Genomic DNA, 20,100 nt, shown 5'->3' with positions numbered 1-20,100 from the left:
TTCACATGGCGAACCTGTTTTCTCACCCAGATATCGGCTGGCACTCCCATATCTCCCCGCTCGAACGTGAGTTCACCTAGTCAAGATGACCCGGCATATCTTTCCGTCTATCCACGGAGAACAGAGGACTCAAGCTTCCAAAATGACAAGCGACCCAGCAGAACTGACAGCTGCGGAGTTATCGAGACAGATCTCGTCGGGAGAGCTGTCATCCGCAGAGGCTGTAGATGCGTTTCTTTCTCGGATCGCATCGCTGGATGGAAAGTTGCACGCGTTCGTAGATGTTTATGGAGATGAGGCGCGAAAGGTAGCTGCTTCTGCTGATCGCGCCATTCGTCAGGGGCGTGCGATAGGCCCATGGCACGGCGTGCCTATCGCGTTAAAGGATTTAATCGAGATCGAAGGAAGGATCACAACGGGAGGTTCTGCTGAGTGGCGGAACAGACGTTCAGACCGAACGGCGACCATTGCACGCCGCCTTCTAAACAGAGGCATGATCTTCCTTGGCAAGACCCAAACGGTGGAGTTTGCAATGGGTGGCTGGGGCACAAACCAGCACATGGGTACGCCTTGGAATCCTTGGGATCAAGCGACAGCAAGAACGCCGGGGGGATCGAGTAGCGGTTCCGGTGTCGCGGTTGCGGCGCGTATGTCGCCTTGGGCGATTGGAACCGACACGGGCGGCTCGGTCAGGCTTCCAGCGGCATTCTGTGGCATCACGGGTTTGAAGGTGACGTCTGGGCGCATCAGCTCGTATGGAGTTATGCCGCTGAGCCCGACGCTCGACACAGCGGGACCAATGGCCCGGACTGCTGAGGACACCGCCCTGCTGTACTCCCTTCTCGAGGGGATCGACCCGCTTGATCGTGCAACGTGGGGCACCCCTAGAAGCGATGTGCTGGCTGGCCTCAAGGGAGGGGTTGAGGGTCTTCGGCTTGCCCGCATAGATCGAGATGAAAGAGAGGGCGTCGACGAAGAGGTTCTCGCTGCATACGATGCATCGTTGGAGTGCCTTGCGAAGCTTGGCGCCGATATCATCGACCTACCGTTGCCATTCCGATTCAACGCCTGCTTTTCCCCTCAAGCTGCAATCACAAAAGCCGAGGCATATGCGTTGTTCGGTCATCTTGCAAATGACCCAACCACAGCGCTCGGTGACCTTGTTCGTGAACGAATCCTGTCGGGGCGAAATCTCTCTGCCCAGGACTATCTCGTGGCAATGTGTCAACGAGAAAAACTGGGGCAGGAAATGCAAGCAGCGATGATTGACGTGGACGCGCTTTTGACGCCGACGACCGAGACGCCGGCACGCACACTTCACGACCTTGACGAATCCTACGCAGCGTCACGGTTCACCAAGTTTGTGAATACGTTCGATATGTGCGCGTTAGCAGTTCCGAACGGATACACCCGTAATGGACTTCCGACATCGCTACAAATCGTCTGCAAGAGCTTTGCCGAAGATCTGGCCCTCAGAATCGGCCATGCATTCCAGTTGGTGACGGGTTGGCACCATAAGGCGCCCATGGTCGACACAGTTCGGGCGCGATCTACCTAGGACAAAGGGAACGCTGCTCGTCTCGACGGCGCCAGCAGCACTGACATCTCTCGCGGGATCTTGGCCCCAGGTGGGCTCGCCGCGGCGAAAAGCCACACGCCCGTTTCCGCACGGCCGGGCGCTGCTGGATCACTTGGACTGATCACTCAACTCATCTTTTTGGCAGTTTCAGGAACATGAGACCGCCGGTAAGAAGAAGGCTTGATCGTATTCAGGCGGCCCAGGCGCGGCTAGGACGAAGAGGAGTGCGCATTTCGAATGGATGATCGCTCGTACCTATCGCTCACGCTCGGAGAGCTACAGACCCTGTCGGAACCTGGCGAGCTATCCGGTGCACTCCATGCGGTCAGAACTCGCTATGGTTTGTCGCACATGACATTCCTTGTCGTCCGGAGAGGCGCTGGCCCGTCGGCGGCTCCCTACTACTGCAGCACCTATCCAGAGGAATGGATCGCGACCTATTTCGCCAACGACTACCTTGCAATAGATCCTGTTATCGATATTGCGCGCTGGGGACTGCTCCCGGTGGACTGGTCGACGCTCGACCAAAGAGCCTCACGGGTCCGCCGGCTGTTCGACGAAGCTCGGGCCTATGGGATAGGCCCGAACGGCCTCACCGTCCCGATCCGTGGCGCAAACGGAGAGCGCTGCCTGTTTTCGGTTACTTCCGACTGGTCAGGTAGCGACTGGTTGGCCCTCTGCGCTGCAAACCTCCACGACCTGCATATTCTCTCCCACTACCTCCACGAGAAAGTGCTCACCCTCTCGGGGCTGCGCCGCCCCGTTCTTGTCCGAGAATTATCGAGGAGAGAACGCCAATGTCTCCAACTTCTTGCGTCCGGCAAGATCTATAAACAGATTGCCGTCATCCTGGGCATCTCGGAGAGTGCGGTTCACCTCTATATGCGGTCGGCCAGGCGGAAGCTAGGCGCCACGACTAGCTACCATGCCGTGGCCAAGGCGAGCTACTTGGAACTGGTCGACGTCTAGGCACATCGCAGCGTTTTAGGCCAATCATCACCTTGACGATCTTCTCGTCACTCTCTGGCAATCTGGCGATTTCGATAGATTGCGCCCCCCTCCTCTCGCCCCGAAGATTGTCGTTCCGCAACAGCATCGACCCTCGTGTAGCGAGCGGGCAAAGGCGGTTCAACTCTCGCCTGGTTGGTTCGCGTCGGCGGTCGATCAATGGGAGGCGATGATGACGGTGGATCCGGAAACAATAGAGCGCTGGCGAAACGCCCCGCGGCTGACGTCCTTCGCCCCCTTCTTCGAAAGAACGGCCAGTGGTCGAGGTGGGGCGCCGGATCTTGCACAGCCACAGCCTGACTTGAGCCTGATGGATTTCGATCTCGACTGCGCTGTCTTTGCGGACACGCATACGCGCTTGTTCGGAATTTTCGACCAGCACTATTACGCCAGCATTCCTTACCGGCTCGAAGAAGAATGCCGTCTCGGGGCGGCTGTCCTTTCGTTCGCACTGCAGAACTGGGCTCGAGCCATGATGCCCACGACGATCTATACGCTCGGCACTGGCACAGGTTGCCTTGCACGAAGCCTTGCGGCGCTTGGCTGAGGGCGCATCAAGACGCTCTGTTGCAGTCCAACGCCCGCCAACCGCGAAGCTTTTCTCGCGAGACGGGGAAGCGAGCACGCACATTTCTTTCTCGGGCCGTTTTTCGAACTCGATGACGATCGCTACGCGAGCGATTCAGATCTCTCCCCCTTCCGGGACGGCTTTGATGTCTTGTTCGAAGATACAACCTTTCAGATGTACGATCAGGATCGCGTAAAGCAGCTCGAGTTCGTCGTCCCTCATATCCGGCAGGGCGGCGTCCTGGTGCAAGTGCAGAAACTCGCCCATGAAGATGATGCCGTATACGCTGAGCGGGAGCGCCAAAAGGATGAGCTGTTCAAGGCCCGATATTTTTCGCAGGAGCATATCTCCGAAAAGAAGGCCGAGATTCTGAACACCATGACGGCCTGTCAGGTGGACCTCTCGACCACGACTGCGGCGCTCAGGGCGTTCTTCCGCTATTCCGTGGTGACCTGGAACAGCGGCAATTTCTACATGATCGCTTCCTCCAACTCGCGGGCCTCGTTGTTGGAACTCATCTCGCTGATGCTGAAACCGGCTATGCCGCCTGCGTTCTGCTACGAGCCTCTTCCTCTCGTTGTGATCGACACGGAATCCGATCCGCTCGGCCCGGAACTCTCTTGGCGTAGTGCCACCGCGACGGCGGCTGTCGCTCCGAGACGGTCGTTGAGTTCTTGAGATGGATTCTGAGGTATCGGCTGATCTCAAGGAGCATTGCAGCGTAGCCGATGTACGCCGCTGTCTCTCCTACCTGCTGCCACATCTGGACGCCTTCTGGGCGCAGCCGCTGGCTACCTACGCCACGGCCCTTTACGATGTCGAGCCGTTCTCTTGCGGAGATGAGGTGCGCGTGCATGCCATGGATCGGCTGCGCGTCTGCGTCGAGCGGGCTGCGCGCCGGTCAGGATATGGCGAAGAAGATGCCCTCAGCGCAAGCGCCGAAGTCCTTTCCGCGCCGGTCATGCAGACCGGGCCGCATGCAATGCTGCTGATCGAGCCGGACGCATTCTATACGCATATGTTCAGCCTGCTCGGCCTCATGTCGCATGGCCGGCAATGGCACATCACCTACTCGGTCTCGACGTCGGCTTTCAAGGAAAGCGCGAAGAAGGGACCGGGGTGGCTGAGGGTAGGCGGAGAAACCCTCAATGTTTTCGGCCTCCCACGCAAGCGCCTGATCGGAAGCAGCATCGGGTGCCTAAATGGCCCCTACCGCTACGCTTTTTCGAATTCGAGGCACGAGGTCGCGCCGAATGCGTCGGCCGCGCGCCTGTTGGCCGAACTCCCTGCCGCAGGATTTCCATCGGGCGCCGAGGCCATCAAAATGGGAAATCAGGCTCTTTGGCACGGAAAGCTCGCGGCGCCGGCGAAACTGCTGCAGCTTGACGATTTCGATATGGCCGACCTGATCGCGGATCATCTCGATGATACGAAATCATGGCTGTCGGCGCACTTCTTCGATGGAGTGATGGCCGCGCTGTCGATCCTGGAAGAGACCGACCGCCTGAACGCTGGTCCATGGGCGGGCTGGGTTCGCCGCACCACCGATCTCTTCTGGGGCCTCGAGAAAAACAGGGTGGTCCCGTTGCATCTGGAGGGCGGCGCACTCAAGTCCATGCGGTCACCGAGCTTCGAGGTGAACCTCACTCCGAAACGACTAGCCGCTGCGCTTCGCGAGCGTGCAATCCTGCCCGGGATGTTCATGACCTATCTGGTGGTTTCGACCCTTCCAGGCGTCAGAGCTCTCGGTGGGTGCCGGCAGACAGTGTATCTTCCGCTTATGCGGTATCTGGCCTCTATAGGCGTCCGGCTTTCAGGTGCCGCGGGACTGCTCGCTGCACTTGAGAGGGACAAGCTGCCGGGCGTATGGGGACATCGCGTTCTAAAGCCTGCCGATACTGATCCTTTTCAGGAAATCGAAGCTGCGGGCGGAATCTCCCCTCTCCTTTCGACGTACGCGAACCTGACGCTGGAGCAGGCCAGCGGCGACCTAGCGAGCTTCACAACCGATCCCATCTGGGCCGAGATGTCCGCGCATATCGATGATGGCACAATCAAGCGCATCTCAAGCGAGTGGCTGTGGTCAGGACCGTAACGCGACACGGCATCCCGGCCTTTGGGTACTGCGTGATGGCAATTAAAGCTCAGGACGGGTTTCGGAAGCGAACGCCCACACCACCGCCGTCCGCGGGAATGAACTCTATTCCTGCGTCCTCAAGTACCGCTTGAATCCGTGCGAGCGTCGTTTCGCGCAACTCCTCCCCGCGCTCGAGCCGAACTACGGTTTGCGTTGAGACCCCTGCTGCCTTGGCAAGGTCGACAACTCCCCAGCCCAATGCTGTGCGGGCCAATCTGCACTGAATTGGCTTCATATCACCATACGATGGTGATTTATGTTGCATGTCATGGGCTCTTCCTGTAGGTCTTATCATGCAAGCGGCCAGATGGCGTGTTGGAGCACGCAATCTGACCTGACCATAATCAAGCTGGTAGGAGCTCGGATCATGGCTGATTCTGAGATTAGCAGAACTTTGCCTGCAATCATCCATGGAAACCTCCTCTCCACAAATGTCCGCATCTTCATGCAGCCGCTGCAGATAAGAAGCCGGATCTAAAGCTATCACAACCTCGCCCACCTGCCCTTTGCGACGACTGAATTCGTTCAACGGGAGCGGAAACGCGTGTGGTGAAGAAGCCCTTCATCTCGGCAGGCCGGGCGCAAAAAACCAAGGAGGGACCATCGCAATGCCATTTCTGCATCAATTCCGCTCGACAGTGTTTGCCGCGGCACTCGCCGCGACCGTATCGGCGGGCTTTCTCGAGAGCGCCGCCATGGCGGAAGATCTGCGCATCGGGACGCAGTTCAAGCTGATGACACTCGATCCGCACTATGCCGATCTCGGTGAGAACAATTCCCTCCTTTCCCATATCTACGAGCGTCTCGTGACCCAGGACGCACAGATGAACCCTGTGCCGCGGCTCGCGACATCCTGGAAGCGCCTCTCGGAAACGCAGTGGGAGTTCAAGCTGCGCGAAGGCGTCAAGTTCCACGACGGCTCGCCTTTCACGGCCCAGGACGTGATCTACTCGATCGAGCGCATCCGGGACTTCCTCAAGCCGCCGAGCGGCGGCTATCAGTCGTATACGCAGGCAATCAAGTCGGTATCGGCGCCGGACCCCTTGACCGTCGTCATCGAGACGACGAGTGACATTCCCACCCTGCCGCTTCTGATGACCCCGATCTTCATCATGCCTCACAAGGCGGATGGCTTCGCAACGACCGAGGATCTCAATGCCGGCGCGCGGCCGGTCGGGACGGGCCCTTACAAGTTCAAGAGCTGGCAATCAGGTGAAACGCTCAACCTGGAGCGGAACGACGCCTACTGGGGCGGAACGCCGGCCTGGACGAACGTCACCTTCCGCGTCATCGAAAGCCCTGCCGCACGCGTGGCAGCATTGGCGACCGGCGACGTCGACGTTGCGGACTCCATCCCGGCACGCGACGTCGAGGGCCTCGAACAGCGCGGCGTGAAGGTGGAAAGCGCCGCTGCCGCCCGTTCGAACTTCCTGCAGTTCGACACCGGCGGAGAGAAGCCGCCTGGGCTGACCGACAAGGCGGGTGGCGAGATCAAGAATCCCTTCCAGGACAAGCGTGTGCGGCAGGCCCTGACGCTGGCCACCGACCGCGCCTTCATCGCCGACAGGATCCTGCTCGGTTATGGCACCGCGGCCTCCCAGCTTTTCCCGACCGGCCTCGCCGGAACGTCGGCAAACCTGAAGGTGACGCCCCCGGACTATGAGAAGGCAAAGGCACTTCTCGCTGAAGCCGGTTATCCCGATGGCTTCAAGGTGGTGCTCGCCGGCCCGGCGGGCCGGTACCCCGGTGACGGCGAGTCCCTGCAGGCTATCGCGCAGAACTGGGCAAGGATCGGGGTAAGTGCTCAGCCCGAGGTGGCGCCGTTCTCGGTATTCGCCACCAAGCGGTCCAACGGCGACTATCCGGTCTGGTACGGCGGATGCTCCGGCGAGGCGGTGACCTTCTGCCTCGGAGCGCTCCTTGGCTCCTCCGACAACGAAGCGGGCACGGGATCGCTCAACTACGGTAAGTACCGGAACCCGGCATTCGACGAGATGCTGGCAAAGGCGATGGCCATGGATGAAGGCCCCGATCGGAATGCAGCGATCGCCGAAGCCACGGAGTTCGTCATGGCAGATTATCCGATGATCCCGCTCTACCATTTCCATCTGATCGTCGGACATGGCGAGAAGGTCGGCTCCTATGCCGTGCATCCGCGCGGCTGGACGACCGCGATGCAGGCCGTACCCTCGGGTAAGTGAGGGGGACTGCCATGATGACCACCATCGTTGGAAGGCTGTCACAAGCCTTCCTCCTCCTCCTCGTCATGTCGGTGATCGGCTTTGCCGGTATCCATAGCGTGGGCAATCCCGTCTTCAACATCGTCAACATCGAAACAGCCACCGCCGAGGACATCCGCAACGCGACGATTGCCCTCGGCCTCGATCAGCCGCTCTGGTGGCAGTATTTCCTGTTCATGGGCAACGTCGTCACCGGAAATTTCGGGACGTCCTATATCTACCATCTGCCGGCCTTTTCGCTTGTCATGAGCAAGCTGCCGGCAACGTTCGAACTCGCGTCGACGGCCATGCTGATTGCCGCACCGTGCGGCACTCTGCTCGGGCTTCTGGCCGGTCGGCGGCAAGGGGGATTGCTTGACCGCATCGTCCTGAACGCGAGCGTGTTTGCGCTTAGCATCCCTTCCTTCTGGCTGAGCATGATGCTCATCCTCCTCGGCGCACTCGCCATGGGCTGGTTTCCCTCAAGCGGCCGTGGTGAGACAGTCTCGCTGCTCGGCCGGGAGTGGAGTTTTCTCACCTTCGACGGTCTCAGCCATCTGGCGCTGCCTGCCCTCGCCCTTGCCATTCCGAAGATCGCGCTTATCGCGCGACTGGCGCGGGCGGGCACTATTGAGGTGGAAAGCCAGGATTTCATCCGGTTTTGCCGGGCAAAGGGCCTGTCAGCGCGGCGGGTCCTGTTCCGGCATACCCTGCCGAACATCAGCATTCCCATCGTGACCATCGTCGGCATGCAGTTCGGCGGGATGCTGGCCTTCGCGGTGGTGGTGGAAACGATCTTCGCCTGGCCCGGCGTCGGCAAGCTTCTGATCGACTCCATCCAGCTTCTCGATCGGCCGGTCGTGATGGCAACCCTAGCCTTCGTCGCCGTCGCCTTCGTCGGGCTGAACGCCCTCGTTGACCTCACCTATGCCGCGCTCGATCCGCGCGTGCGCCTTTCCGCTTGAAAGGGGAACTCATGAAGGCCGAAACACTTCGCACATTGTGGAAGTATCCGTGGCAACACCGCGTCAGCCTCTCATTGCTGCTGCTTGCCGCCTACGTTCTCCTGGCGCTCGCAGCACCGTTCATCGCGCCGCAAAACCCTTATGACCCGCTGCAGATCCAGGCGTGGGAAGCTTCGTCCCCACCAGGAACCGTCAGTGGCGTTGGCTACGCCTATCTGCTCGGAACGGACGGACTTGGGCGCGATATCGTCAGCACCATACTCTATGGCCTGCGCCTGAGTCTTCTCGTTGCGGTCACCAGCACGGCGATTGCCGCCTTCATCGGGCTGACGCTCGGTGTCAGCGCCGCTTACTTCGGCAAGTGGGCAGACGCCCTTATCATGCGCATCGTCGATCTCCAGCTAAGCCTGCCCACCATCCTGGTGGCCCTCATCGCGATCGTCACGCTCGGTCCCGGCGTCGACCGCATCATCCTTGCAATCGTCATCGTGCAATGGGCAACCTATGCCCGACTTGCGCGTGGGGTGGCGCTCAGCGAGATCGGCAAGCCGTATCTCGATGCGGCCCGGCTCCTGCGACTGCCGACCCATCGCATTCTCTTTCGTCACCTCCTTCCGAACAGCATCGCCCCGGCCATCACCCTGATCCCGATCGAACTCGGCCATGCCGTCGCGCTAGAAGCCACCCTCTCCTTTCTCGGACTCGGAGTGCCGATCGACAAGCCGTCGCTCGGCTCCACCGTCGCAAACGGCTTCCAGTACCTGCTGACCGGCCAATACTGGATCAGCCTTTTCCCGGGCCTTGCTCTGTTCGGTCTTATCGCAAGCATCAACTTCGTCGGCGAAGACCTGCGGCGCCGGCTGGATCCCAGGAGGCGTTCCCATGGCGCATGACAACACGCGTGATCCTTTGCTGATGGTCAGCAATCTCACCTTGAAACACCGCACTCCAGCCGGCGCCACGACGATCCTTCACGATGTCAGCATCAGCCTGCAACGCGGCGAAGTCCTTGGTCTGATCGGCGAGTCCGGCGCGGGAAAGTCGACGCTTGGCAACGCCATCCTTGGTCTTCTTGCCGCAGATTTCGAGCGAACGGCCGGCACCATCCTCTTCGATGGCAAGACGCTCGATGGAATGGACGAACACCAATGGGCCGAAATCAGGGGACGGCGGATATCCGCGATCTTCCAGGATCACACCGCATCGCTCGATCCGCTCATGGCCGTCGGCCCCCAGGTTGAAGAAGCTATCCTCGCCAACAATGACAAAACCCTGCGCAAGGAAGCGCGGGATATGGCCCTCGATTTGCTTGTTCGCGTCGGCATCCCGGATGCACGTGAACGGTATGACAACTACCCCCACCAGTTCTCAGGCGGACAGCGCCAGCGCATTGTGATCGCAATCGCGCTTGCCGGCGCACCCGATATCATCATCGCCGACGAACCGACCTCCGCCCTCGATGCGACGGTGCAAAAGCAAATCCTCGCGCTCCTGCGCGAACTCGTCGACGAGACCGGCGTATCGATCATCCTTGTCACTCACGATATGGGCGTTGTCTCCGATATAACCGATCGAGTGGTCGTCCTGCGCCACGGCAAGGTTGTGGAACACGGCGTCACGGCATCGGTACTGGACGCCCCACAGCGCACATACACCCGCAGCCTTCTCGCCGCCGTTCCCAGATTGCGGTTGTCGGACAATCCAGCGGAGCATGTCGCCGAGACCGATACGCAGCCCATCCTCGCCGCCCGGGGCGTCGCCAAGACCTTCTCCGGCGGATTTGCCTGGTTCAAGAGGAACGTCTGCAAATCGGCGTTGCGCGACGTCTCGGTGGTGCTGGAGCGCGGCGCAATTACCGGCATCGTCGGCGAAAGCGGCAGCGGCAAGAGCACGATCGGCCGGATCATCGCCGGGCTGGAGACCGCCAGCAGCGGCAATCTCGACATCGACGGCAGGCGGTTCGACATCTCCCGGCCCGGCTATCGGAGCGGTCTGCTCGGTGAGGTCCAGATGATCTTCCAGGATCCGGCGGTCTCGCTAAACCCACGCATGTCGATTGGAGAGACGCTGCGGGAAAGTGTCCGGTTCGGAAGCCGCCAATCGGGCGACCCGAGGCAGGATGTGGTCAATATGATGGATCGCCTCCAACTGGCCCATAACCTTCTCGGCCGATATCCGCACCAACTGTCGGGGGGACAGAAGCAGCGCATCTGCATCGCACGCGCCCTTCTCGCCGGCCCGCGGATCATCGTTGCCGATGAACCCACGTCAGCACTCGACGTATCCGTGCAAGCGGAGATTGTCGCGCTTCTCAAGGAGAATGTGGCGGAGCGAGGGATTTCGATGCTCTTCATCTCGCACGATCTGGCGCTTGTGCAGGCGCTTTGCAGTTCAATCTACATCTTCAAGGATGGCGAAGTGGAAGATGCCGGTCCCTCCGAGTTCATCTTCTCACGCTCGCAAAACCCGTACACACGCAGCCTGATTGACGCACGGCCAAAGCGTTTCACGCACTGACTTCGGCAATGCCGCGGAAAGTCGGGCATCCCCCAACTTCGTTCCATCCACCTGCACGCGGCGCCCATGCGCAGCGACGAAAGGTCTGACATGATAAACACGTTCACAATCGCCGTTACCGGTCAATCTCTCATCAAACACGATACCCGCGACATCAACACAGCAGGATTCCGGGAGGTCCAGGAGGTGCTACGGCGAGCCGACTTCTCCTTCACGAACTTCGAAAGCACGATACTCGGCAGCCACGGAGGATGGCCGCTCAAAGGCGCGGTATTCGGCTGCAGCCAGCCTAATGTTCTGGACGCATTGCAGGCGCTTGGCTTTCAAGGGCTTGCGTTGTCGAACAATCATGCATTCGACCTCGGCCCCTCCGGCGTCCTTTCCACCCTGGAGGAGGTAGAAAGGCGCGGCTTCCTTCACGCCGGCATCGGGCGCAACCGGACGGCGGCGTCCCGCGCAGCGAAGGGTTCGGTTGGCAGGCGGAAGGTGGCCCTTGTCGCCATGGACGGGGGACCGGGGCCTGACTTCATGTACGCCGCGGATGCTTCCATCGGTCGCCCTGAACGCCCCGGCGTTAACCGGCTGAAGTTGTCGAAGGTGATCGATGTCGACGCCGACGCTTTCGAGCAGTTGCGCACGGTCCGTGACAATGTTGGCTACACAGCGATGGACCTCGCCAATGACAGCCAGCCTGACGACACGCCGCATGTCGATCCAGAGACTGAGCTGAGCATCGCTCGCGCGATATTCAGGCGTTCCGACCGGTTCGGCCGAAACGTCAAAATCGACGAAGACTCCCTCTCCCGAAATCTCGCCACGATCGCGTCAGCGGCCGAAGAAGGGTGCCTTGTCATCGCCTACCTGCACCACCATCACTGGGCCGCGGACTGGTATCAGGTGGCTGAATGGGTGGGTGCCGTTGCGAAGAAATGCATCGACGCGGGGGCGGTGATGTTCGTGAGCCATGGCGCTCCCGTCCTTCAGCCGGTCGAAATCTACCGCGGGCGGCCGATCTTCTACAGTCTCGGCAACTTCATTTTCCATGTGAAATCCGTGAAATCGAAATGGCGGGCGCGTGAAGTATGGGAGAGTGTGATTGGCCTGTGCTCGTTCGACGACAATGGCCAGTTGGCCGGTTTGTCATTTCACCCGGTCGTCATCGGTGGCGCAGAAGCCTTGAAAAGCGAAGCTTTGGAAGAGCGCCTCGCACCAGAGCTTGCCCACGGTCACGACGCGGAAAGGATTCTCCAGCGATTTCGGGAGCACTGCGGAAAATTCGGCGTGGACATTGAGATTTTGGACGACACAGCGCGCATTCGCATCTAACCCTCTGCCAATCAACCATATCTGGGTGTGGGCGATCAATGGAAATTTCGGCTCTTGACCTTCAACCGATCGATCAGCAAGTCCGGCACGTATATCTCACGTGCCGACACTGCCGCCTTTGGCCGATCACGCGGATCCGGCGCGCCATTGCCATGGGCGAACTCATCCCCTCGTCTGTGGGGCAAGGGAAACTGCTCGTCTCGCTCGCCCAGGCGGCCGAGGTCTTCAGAGAGATCGAACAGACGTTGCGCAACCAGATGCACCACGTCGCCTTCGCGCTGGATCTTTCCATTGATCGCCAACATCGAGCTGGAGAGCACGAGCCGGCGCTGGCGCTCGAACACCTTCGGCCAGATAACCGCGTTGATGATGCCCGTCTCATCCTCGAGCGTCATGAACATGACACCTTTGGCCGAGCCCGGACGCTGGCGCACCAGCACGAGCCCACCGCTCATCAGCCATTGACCGTCTCGCGCAGCCATTGCTTCGGCGCAGGTCACCATCCGCTTCCGGCGAAGATCCTCGCGGAGGAAGGAAACCGGATGCTGACGGAGGGTCAATCCGATATGGGAATAGTCCTCGACAACTTCATGCCCCGCCTTCATCGACGGCAGATGCACGTCGGGCTCTTGTGCTTCAGCAACCTGGCGGGCTTCGCGCTCAGCGGCTGCGGTCCAAAGGGCAAGCGGCTCGTCACGCAGGGCCTTGATCGCCCAAAGCGCGTCCCGGCGCTGAAGCTGTAGCGATGGCAGAAACGCATCCGCCTCCACCATCTTCACCAACGCGGCCGTCGGAACGCCGGAGCGGCGCCAGACGTCATCGGCAGAAGAGAACGGCTCGTCGGTGCGCGCCGTCACGATCCGGGCAGCGTCGGCCGTCGAAAGACCCTTCACCATGCGCATACCCAAGCGGACAGCCTTCTTGTCACCGTCGCCGGTATCCTCGAGCGTGCAATCCCATCGGGACGCATTGATGCAGACCGGCCGGACCTCCACGCCGTGTGCCTGCGCATCGGAGACGATCTGAGCAGGGGCATAGAATCCCATTGGCTGCGAATTGAGGAGTGCGGCACAAAAGGCATCGGGGTGATGGCATTTCACCCAGCTCGACGCATAGGCGACCAAGGCAAAACTGGCGGCGTGAGATTCAGGAAAGCCGTAGCTTCCAAATCCCTCAAGCTGGCTGAAGGTCCGTTCCGCAAAGTCCGCCGAATAGCCGTTCTTGACCATGCCGGCGACCAGCTTGTCCTTGAACTTCGAGACGCCGCCGGAGAACTTGAACGTCGCCATCGACTTGCGGAGCTGGTCGGCCTCGCCGCCGGTGAAGCCGGCGCAGACCATGGCAACTTTCATGGCGCTCTCCTGAAACAGCGGTATGCCGAGCGTCTTCGACAGGACAGCCTCCAGCTCGGGCGTCGGGTATTCGACCGGCTCCTTGCCCTCTCGCCGGCGGAGATAGGGATGCACCATGTCGCCTTGGATCGGCCCCGGTCGGACAATGGCCACCTGGATGACGAGATCATAGAAGGTGCGGGGTTTCAGGCGCGGAAGCATGGACATCTGCGCCCGGCTCTCGATCTGAAAAGTGCCCAGCGTGTCGGCCTTTCGGATCATCGCATAGGTCCGCGGATCCTCGGCAGGGATGGAAGCGAGATCGCGGACATCGCCCTTGTGCTCGGCCATCAACGCGAAGGCCTTGGCCATGCAGGTCAGCATCCCGAGGGCAAGTACATCGACCTTCATGAACTTCAGCGCCTCGATGTCGTCCTTGTCCCATTCGATGACTTGGCGATCGTCCATGCGCGCCGGCTCGATCGGCACGAGATTGTCGAGCCGGTCATGGGTCAGGACGAACCCACCCGGATGCTGGCCGAGATGGCGCGGCGCGCCCATGAGCTGCTGCGCCAGTTCCAGCGTCAGCTTCAGCCGGTAATCGGCCGTGTTGAGATTGTTCTCCTTCAACTGGCTTTCGGAAAGGCCATCCGACCATCTCCATATCCCCGACGAGAGTTGCCCGATCATGTCTTCCGGGAGACCGAGCGCCTTGCCCACGTCACGCAACGCACCCTTGGCGCGGTATCGAGTGATTGTCGCGCATAGGGCCGCTCGGCTCCGGCCATAGGTCTCATAGATCCACTGGATGACCTCCTCCCGCCTCTCGTGTTCAAAATCGACATCGATATCGGGTGGCTCGTCCCGCTCTTGAGAGATGAAACGCTCGAACAGCAAATCATTCGTGTCGGGATCGATCGACGTCACGCCGAGGCAGTAGCAGACAGCCGAGTTCGCGGCCGATCCCCGTCCCTGGCAGAGGATGCCTTTCGACCTGGCATAGCGGACGATGGAGAACACCGTGAGGAAATAGGGCGCGTAGTTCATCGTCCGGATCAGCTCCAGCTCGTCGCGCAGGGATTTCCGCACCTTCTCCGGCACGCCCTCGGGGTAGCGCACATCTGCGCCTTCCCAAGTAAATTTCACCAGCGACTGCTGCGGATCGAGACCGGGCACGATGGCCTCTTCCGGGTATTGGTACTGAAGCTCCTTGAGATCGAATTTGCAGCGCTCGACGATTTCGCGGGTACGGGCCAGCGCTTCGGGATAGTCGGCGAATAGCCGGTGCATCTCCTCCGGCGTCTTCAGGAATCGGTCCGCATGGCGCTCGCGGTCGAACCCGACATCATCGATGGTGGTGCGCGTGCGAATGCAGGTCACGACGTCCTGGAGCTGGCGGCGGCCAGGCTCGTGGAACAACACATCGTTGGTGACGACGGTCCTGACCCTGTGGCGCGCCGCCATCGTGGCGATGCCGTGAAGACGCAGCTTGTCGTTCGGCCGGCGGCGCAGACATAGGCTCACATAGGCGCGATCACCGAAGAGATCGGCCATCTTGCGCAGTTGCACCGCGCAGGTCTCGTCGGCCTCATCCGGGACCAGCACGCCGATCATGCCGGCGGCGTGCTCGGAGAGGTCCGCGAAATCGATCAGGCAATTGCCCTTGCCGCCGCGCGCCTTGCCGAGCGACAGCAGCCGCGTCAGGCGTGAATAGGCCGGTCGATCCATGGGATAGACCAGGATCGACATGCCGTCGGTGAGATCGAGCCGGCATCCGACGACAAGGCGCACGCCGGTCGTCTTCGCCGCCTCCCAAGCCCGCACGATGCCGGCGAGGCTGTTGCGATCGACAACGCCAAGAGCGTCGATACCAAGCGCGGCCGCGGCCGCGAACAGCTCGTCGGCGCTGGACGCTCCACGCAGAAACGAGAAATGCGTCGTGATCTGAAGCTCGGCGTATTTCATCCGAACACCCCATGCAGGAACCACAGGTGGGAGCCGGTCTCCGGATCTATGCCGTCGCCGGCACGATAAACCCAGTAGCGCTCGCCAAGCTCGTCCTCGACCACGAAGTAGTCCCTGACGGCCTGGAATTCGCGCGGCCGCGTCCACCATTCTCCGAAGATCCGTTCCGGGCCGTCGGCGCGAACGACCTTTCGCCTTTTGCCGCGCCAGGTGAACACGACCGGCGGCTGGTCCGGCAGGAGCGCCATGACGTCGATCCGCTCGGGGTTTGCGAGCAGCCGCGACGGCCGAGGCCATTTGTTGGCCCAGATCTGACCGATATCGGGCGCTGTCGCGGGAATTCGCCGCACCGATCGTTCCGGCACATCAGAGGCCACCGGCGCGACCCGGAACAATCGATGACCGCGATTGCCGAGGATGTCGACGAGGGGCGTGATATCGGCAATCTCCTCCTCGATGAGCGAGGAGACCACCTGCCGTTCTTCCAGCGGCTCGGCGAAGACCGCCACCAGAACCAGCTTCTCGATGCCGAAGCCAGGATCGATCGTCTCAATCCGATCGCAGAGCAGTTTCGACAAGCGTTCTGGATCGCGCACCGGCTTGGCGAGACCGGCGCGAAGATGCTGGCGCGTATTGTCGACCCGGTGGATGGCAAGGTCACAGCGGCGCGCCCCAAGGCCATTCTCCGCCAGCTTGACCGAGAGCTGATCGACCAGCCGCCTGACATATTTTGCGATGGTCTCCGCCGCGCCGATGGGCTCCGCGAAATTTTTCGACACCTCGACCAGTTCCGGCGTGCGGATCGGTTCGATCGGCTCGGCGATCCGGCCGAACAACTGGTCGAGCCGGCGTGCTGGGTCTGCCCCAAAGCGCAGGGTGAGCGGCGCACGCGGCATGGCGGAAAGCTGGCCGACTGTATCGATGCCGAGAACCCGAAGGCCCTGGACCGTCTCGGCCGGAAGCCGCAAGGCGAGGATCGGCAGGTCGACCACGGCTTTCGCCACATTGCCGACCGGAACCACGGTCGCCTCCGCCGAGATCAGCCGGGCGATCGCGTGCGAGGCGCCCCAGGTATCCGAGACGGCCGCTCTTGCTGTCAGGCCATGGCCACGCAGCCGATTGACCAGGCCCGTGATGAGGAGATCCTCGCCGCCCTGGAGATGGTCGGCGCCCTCGGTGTCGATGACCAGGCCGTCAGCGCCATCGATGGCCACCACCGGGCTATATTGCCGAAGCGCCCAGAGCGCGAGCCGCTCGAGCGCGGCCGCATCTTCGGCCGGTGCGGCATCGACCATCGTGAGATCGGCGACCATGGCCTGCGCCTTGCTCGCCGGCATTCCGACGCGCAGCCCGAGCTTCATGGCAGCCGGATCGGCAGCCGAGATCCAGCGCTTCGATCCACGCCGCGCGATCACGACGAGCGGCTTGTCAGCCGGCAAGGCTTCGCCAGCGTGTCGTCTGATCCGCTCTGTCGCCAGATGTGGGAAGTAGACAGATACGACCCGTGTCATCAGGGGCTCCAATTTCGAATTCGGCGCATTCGCCTGCTTTGACGCGCATCAGTTCCGCCAGCCACCGCGCCCGCCCGACGCCGGCCACCGGCAACCGCTCGGACGGCAAGGTGCTGATGCGCCAGCGTGTGGTTGAGGCCGTCGGCTGCCCATAGTCCGACGCCTCGTTTTGCCGCCGCCAGCGCCGCAGCACGATCGCCATGCTGCCGGTCTTCTCCGCCGCGAGCTGCAGGCGGCGCGAGGCTGTCATCGACAGGCGGACGAGCTCGCCGACGACGCAGGAGAGACCGCCGAAAGACAGCCCCTCCTCCATGGAGGACAGCACCTCCACCTCCCGATCGCTTTCGCAGAAAACGACCCGGTCAGGATGAAGGCCGGCCTGCGAGATCGCCGGGAAGAAGAGGTCCGGGCGCGTCATGCACCACAAGACCTTACCCTTCGTCCGGGCGGCGACGCCCGCGGAAAACAGCGCGGCAGCCGCACCGTCGACCGTGCCGCCTCCCCCGCCGGCAACCTCATGCAGTGCGCCGATGGCCAGCCCTCCTCCCGGCAAGGCCCGGTCGATCTCCGGAACGGCAAAGGGCAGCACGGAGCGGGCGCGAGCGACCCCGCCTTCAAGCTGGCCAATGCGCTCGCGAAGCTCGGCAAGCACGGGATTGAGGGCATGGTTGGCCACGGCAGAATTGTTGCTCCTTCAGGGTTTTCAGCCGTCCTTTAAGCTGATACGTTCTTTATTTGTTCCGATTGGCGAAGTGAGTCAATCGAGCCTCCGACCGGGAAGTCTTCACGCAGCTAAGGCGTTGAAACGAATCCGATAGCTGCATCAAGGGGATATCCGGCGCTCGGAGGGACAGGAAAATTTTCTCAGGCGCTGGGGACACATGACGGCGACATATCTCGACAAACTCAACGACCGCCAGCGGGAGGCGGTCGAGCATGGCGTCGGTCTGGCGGATGGCGCGATCGGTGGGCCGCTGCTGATCATCGCGGGCGCCGGCTCCGGCAAAACAAGCACGCTAGCGCACCGCGTCGCGCATCTGATCGTCAATGGCGCCGATCCGCGCCGCATCCTGCTGATGACGTTTTCCCGCCGCGCGGCTACGGAAATGACGCGCCGCGTGCAGAGGATCTGCCGGCAGGTGCTTGGCGATAATGCCGCGATCATGACCGATGCACTCGCATGGGCAGGGACTTTCCATGGCATCGGTGCACGGCTCTTACGCATGTATGCGGAACAGATCGGGCTCGGTGTCGATTTCACGATCCATGACCGAGAAGACAGCGCGGACCTGATGAACATTGTCCGCCACCAGCTCGGATTCTCGAAGACAGAAAACCGCTTCCCCACCAAGGGCACCTGCATCGCGATCTATTCGCGGGTGGTCAACTCGGAGGCGTCGATCGGCGAGGTCCTGAAGGCTTCCTATCCATGGGCTGTCGAATGGGAGCGCGAGCTGAAGGAGCTTTTTGCCGGCTATGTCGAAGCCAAGCAGGCGCAGAACGTCATGGATTACGACGACCTCCTTCTCTACTGGGCGCAGATGCTCTCGGACCCGGACCTGGCGGACGACGTAGGCGGTCGCTTCGATTACGTGTTGGTGGACGAATACCAGGATACCAATCGCCTGCAGGCTGCCATCCTGATGTCGCTGAAGCCGGGCGGGCGGGGCCTCACGGTCGTCGGCGACGACGCGCAATCGATCTATTCGTTCCGTGCGGCGACCATCCGCAATATCCTCGATTTCCCGAACGAGTTTTCGCCGAAGCCGGCCGACGTCATCACGCTCGACCGCAACTACCGTTCGACGCAGCCGATCCTGGCGGCGGCCAATGGCGTTATCGGCCTGGCCCGGGAGCGCTATACGAAAAACCTCTGGACCGATCGCGCATCGGAGCAGCGGCCGCTGTTGGTCACGGTGAAGGACGAGACGGACCAGGCCGCCTATATCGTCGAGCAGGTGCTGGCCAACCGCGAGGTGGGTGTTCCCCTGAAGCAGCAGGCCGTGCTATTCCGCAGCTCCAACCATTCCAGCGCGCTTGAAATCGAGCTGACCCGCCGGAACGTGCCCTTCGTGAAGTACGGTGGCTTGAAATTCCTCGATGCCGCCCACGTCAAGGACCTGCTCGCCGTTCTGCGCTTTGCCCAGAACCCGCGCGATCGCGTTGCCGGCTTCCGGTTGCTCCAGCTTCTTCCGGGCGTCGGGCCGCAGACGGCCGGCAGGATCCTCGACACGATTACCGCCGATCCAGAGCCGCTTCAGTCGCTCGCCGAGATCCCGCCGCCGCCCAAGAGCGGTGACGACTGGCCCGCCTTCGTCACGCTCGTTTCCGCCTTGCGCAAGGCCGAGGCCGGCTGGCCGGCGGAGATCGGCGCGGTGAGGATGTGGTACGAGCCGCATCTCGACCGCATTCACGAGGATGCGGACACGCGCAAGGCCGATCTCCTTCAGCTCGAACAGATCGCCAGCGGCTATCCAAGCCGGGAACGCTTCCTGACGGAACTGACCCTTGATCCCCCGGACGCCACCAGCGACCAGGCCGGCGTGCCACTGCTCGACGAGGACTATCTGATCCTCTCAACCATCCACTCGGCCAAGGGACAGGAGTGGCGGTCGGTGTTCATGCTCAACGTCATCGACGGCTGCATTCCGTCCGACCTGGGCACGGGGACAACCGCCGAGCTGGAAGAGGAACGCCGGCTACTCTATGTCGGCATGACGCGGGCGCGCGACAGCCTCGCCCTCATCACGCCGCTGCGCTTCTATACCTATGGGCAGAATTCCCAGGGCGATCGTTACGTCTCGGTCTCAAAGAGCCGATTCATTCCTGCAACCTTGTTGCAATATTTCGAGGTGACAAGCTGGCCCAAGATCAGCGCAGCAGCCGGCGAACGGAGCACGCGGAACGTCCGCATCGATGTGGGTGCACGGATGCGCTCGATGTGGCAATGACGCAGTCCGAGAAGGATGCGAGA

Annotated in this window: 13 protein-coding genes and 1 pseudogene; 10 read left to right on the top strand and 4 right to left on the bottom strand. The window is 61.5% G+C overall.

The features are described from left to right. The first annotated feature begins 142 nt into the window (after window positions 1-142). The 4 genes and pseudogenes from MOE34_RS23810 to MOE34_RS23795 all read left to right on the top strand — a co-directional run bounded on the left by MOE34_RS23810 (window position 143) and on the right by MOE34_RS23795 (window position 5,250). Window positions 143-1,558 carry an amidase gene (locus tag MOE34_RS23810; protein ID WP_064334795.1) on the top strand — a complete coding sequence of 472 codons (1,416 nt, stop codon included), beginning with the start codon at window positions 143-145 and terminating at the stop codon, window positions 1,556-1,558. Window positions 1,559-1,816: 258 nt separating this feature from the next. Next, window positions 1,817-2,548, top strand: a complete 732-nt coding sequence (locus tag MOE34_RS23805; protein WP_064334794.1) for a helix-turn-helix transcriptional regulator — start codon at window positions 1,817-1,819, stop codon at window positions 2,546-2,548. 211 nt (window positions 2,549-2,759) lie between these two features. Continuing rightward, window positions 2,760-3,833: pseudogene (locus MOE34_RS23800) on the top strand (class I SAM-dependent methyltransferase). Window positions 3,834-4,014: 181 nt separating this feature from the next. After that, complete coding sequence (locus MOE34_RS23795; RefSeq protein ID WP_242225029.1) at window positions 4,015-5,250, top strand: hypothetical protein; 1,236 nt, start codon at window positions 4,015-4,017, stop codon at window positions 5,248-5,250. A 49-nt stretch (window positions 5,251-5,299) separates the two neighbouring features. On the opposite strand, the gene MOE34_RS23790 is transcribed toward MOE34_RS23795, so the two are convergent. Continuing rightward, complete coding sequence (locus tag MOE34_RS23790) at window positions 5,300-5,527, bottom strand: helix-turn-helix transcriptional regulator (protein ID WP_242225027.1); 228 nt, start codon at window positions 5,525-5,527, stop codon at window positions 5,300-5,302. A 373-nt stretch (window positions 5,528-5,900) separates the two neighbouring features. Here MOE34_RS23790 and MOE34_RS23785 point away from each other — a divergent pair, with 373 nt between their 5' ends. From MOE34_RS23785 to MOE34_RS23765, 5 genes are all read left to right on the top strand, one after another. Continuing rightward, on the top strand, window positions 5,901-7,493 hold the full coding sequence (locus MOE34_RS23785; protein ID WP_242224961.1) for an ABC transporter substrate-binding protein: 1,593 nt from the start codon (window positions 5,901-5,903) through the stop codon (window positions 7,491-7,493). Window positions 7,494-7,504: 11 nt separating this feature from the next. Beyond that, window positions 7,505-8,476, top strand: a complete 972-nt coding sequence (locus MOE34_RS23780) for an ABC transporter permease (RefSeq protein WP_242224959.1) — start codon at window positions 7,505-7,507, stop codon at window positions 8,474-8,476. Window positions 8,477-8,487: 11 nt separating this feature from the next. After that, window positions 8,488-9,369, top strand: a complete 882-nt coding sequence (locus MOE34_RS23775) for an ABC transporter permease (RefSeq protein ID WP_242224957.1) — start codon at window positions 8,488-8,490, stop codon at window positions 9,367-9,369. Then, window positions 9,359-10,993 (top strand): dipeptide ABC transporter ATP-binding protein, encoded by a 1,635-nt coding sequence (locus tag MOE34_RS23770; RefSeq protein WP_242224956.1) that lies wholly within the window; start codon window positions 9,359-9,361, stop codon window positions 10,991-10,993. Before MOE34_RS23775 ends, MOE34_RS23770 begins: the two co-directional genes overlap by 11 nt. A gap of 90 nt (window positions 10,994-11,083) precedes the next feature. Beyond that, window positions 11,084-12,319 (top strand): CapA family protein, encoded by a 1,236-nt coding sequence (locus tag MOE34_RS23765; RefSeq protein WP_242224954.1) that lies wholly within the window; start codon window positions 11,084-11,086, stop codon window positions 12,317-12,319. 35 nt (window positions 12,320-12,354) lie between these two features. On the opposite strand, the gene MOE34_RS23760 is transcribed toward MOE34_RS23765, so the two are convergent. Genes MOE34_RS23760 through MOE34_RS23750 form a run of 3 tightly spaced genes read right to left on the bottom strand, consistent with a single transcriptional unit; the run spans window position 12,355 to window position 17,802 of the window. Beyond that, complete coding sequence (locus MOE34_RS23760) at window positions 12,355-15,615, bottom strand: error-prone DNA polymerase (protein WP_242224952.1); 3,261 nt, start codon at window positions 15,613-15,615, stop codon at window positions 12,355-12,357. Beyond that, window positions 15,612-17,126, bottom strand: coding sequence for a Y-family DNA polymerase (locus MOE34_RS23755; protein ID WP_242224950.1), 1,515 nt, complete (start codon window positions 17,124-17,126; stop codon window positions 15,612-15,614). The genes MOE34_RS23760 and MOE34_RS23755 overlap by 4 nt, the downstream gene beginning before the upstream one ends. Continuing rightward, window positions 17,044-17,802, bottom strand: a complete 759-nt coding sequence (locus MOE34_RS23750; RefSeq protein WP_242224947.1) for an ImuA family protein — start codon at window positions 17,800-17,802, stop codon at window positions 17,044-17,046. The genes MOE34_RS23755 and MOE34_RS23750 overlap by 83 nt, the downstream gene beginning before the upstream one ends. Window positions 17,803-18,007: 205 nt before the next feature. Between MOE34_RS23750 and MOE34_RS23745 the strand changes: the two genes are divergently transcribed. After that, window positions 18,008-20,077, top strand: coding sequence for an ATP-dependent helicase (locus MOE34_RS23745; protein WP_242225016.1), 2,070 nt, complete (start codon window positions 18,008-18,010; stop codon window positions 20,075-20,077). Window positions 20,078-20,100 lie beyond the last annotated feature (23 nt).

Origin of the sequence: Shinella zoogloeoides (assembly GCF_022682305.1) — a bacterium.
Taxonomy (GTDB): Bacteria; Pseudomonadota; Alphaproteobacteria; order Rhizobiales; family Rhizobiaceae; genus Shinella; species Shinella zoogloeoides_B.
This window is presented reverse-complemented; position numbering and strand designations above follow the sequence as displayed.

What these genes read in the sequence shown, in the direction of transcription:
- MOE34_RS23810 (WP_064334795.1), top strand. Translation starts at nt 143, where the DNA reads ATGACAAGCGACCCAGCAGAACTGACAGCTGCGGAGTTATCGAGACAG.
- MOE34_RS23805 (WP_064334794.1), top strand. Translation starts at nt 1,817, where the DNA reads ATGGATGATCGCTCGTACCTATCGCTCACGCTCGGAGAGCTACAGACC.
- MOE34_RS23795 (WP_242225029.1), top strand. Translation starts at nt 4,015, where the DNA reads ATGGATCGGCTGCGCGTCTGCGTCGAGCGGGCTGCGCGCCGGTCAGGA.
- MOE34_RS23790 (WP_242225027.1), bottom strand. Translation starts at nt 5,527, where the DNA reads ATGAAGCCAATTCAGTGCAGATTGGCCCGCACAGCATTGGGCTGGGGA.
- MOE34_RS23785 (WP_242224961.1), top strand. Translation starts at nt 5,901, where the DNA reads ATGCCATTTCTGCATCAATTCCGCTCGACAGTGTTTGCCGCGGCACTC.
- MOE34_RS23780 (WP_242224959.1), top strand. Translation starts at nt 7,505, where the DNA reads ATGATGACCACCATCGTTGGAAGGCTGTCACAAGCCTTCCTCCTCCTC.
- MOE34_RS23775 (WP_242224957.1), top strand. Translation starts at nt 8,488, where the DNA reads ATGAAGGCCGAAACACTTCGCACATTGTGGAAGTATCCGTGGCAACAC.
- MOE34_RS23770 (WP_242224956.1), top strand. Translation starts at nt 9,359, where the DNA reads ATGGCGCATGACAACACGCGTGATCCTTTGCTGATGGTCAGCAATCTC.
- MOE34_RS23765 (WP_242224954.1), top strand. Translation starts at nt 11,084, where the DNA reads ATGATAAACACGTTCACAATCGCCGTTACCGGTCAATCTCTCATCAAA.
- MOE34_RS23760 (WP_242224952.1), bottom strand. Translation starts at nt 15,615, where the DNA reads ATGAAATACGCCGAGCTTCAGATCACGACGCATTTCTCGTTTCTGCGT.
- MOE34_RS23755 (WP_242224950.1), bottom strand. Translation starts at nt 17,126, where the DNA reads ATGACACGGGTCGTATCTGTCTACTTCCCACATCTGGCGACAGAGCGG.
- MOE34_RS23745 (WP_242225016.1), top strand. Translation starts at nt 18,008, where the DNA reads ATGACGGCGACATATCTCGACAAACTCAACGACCGCCAGCGGGAGGCG.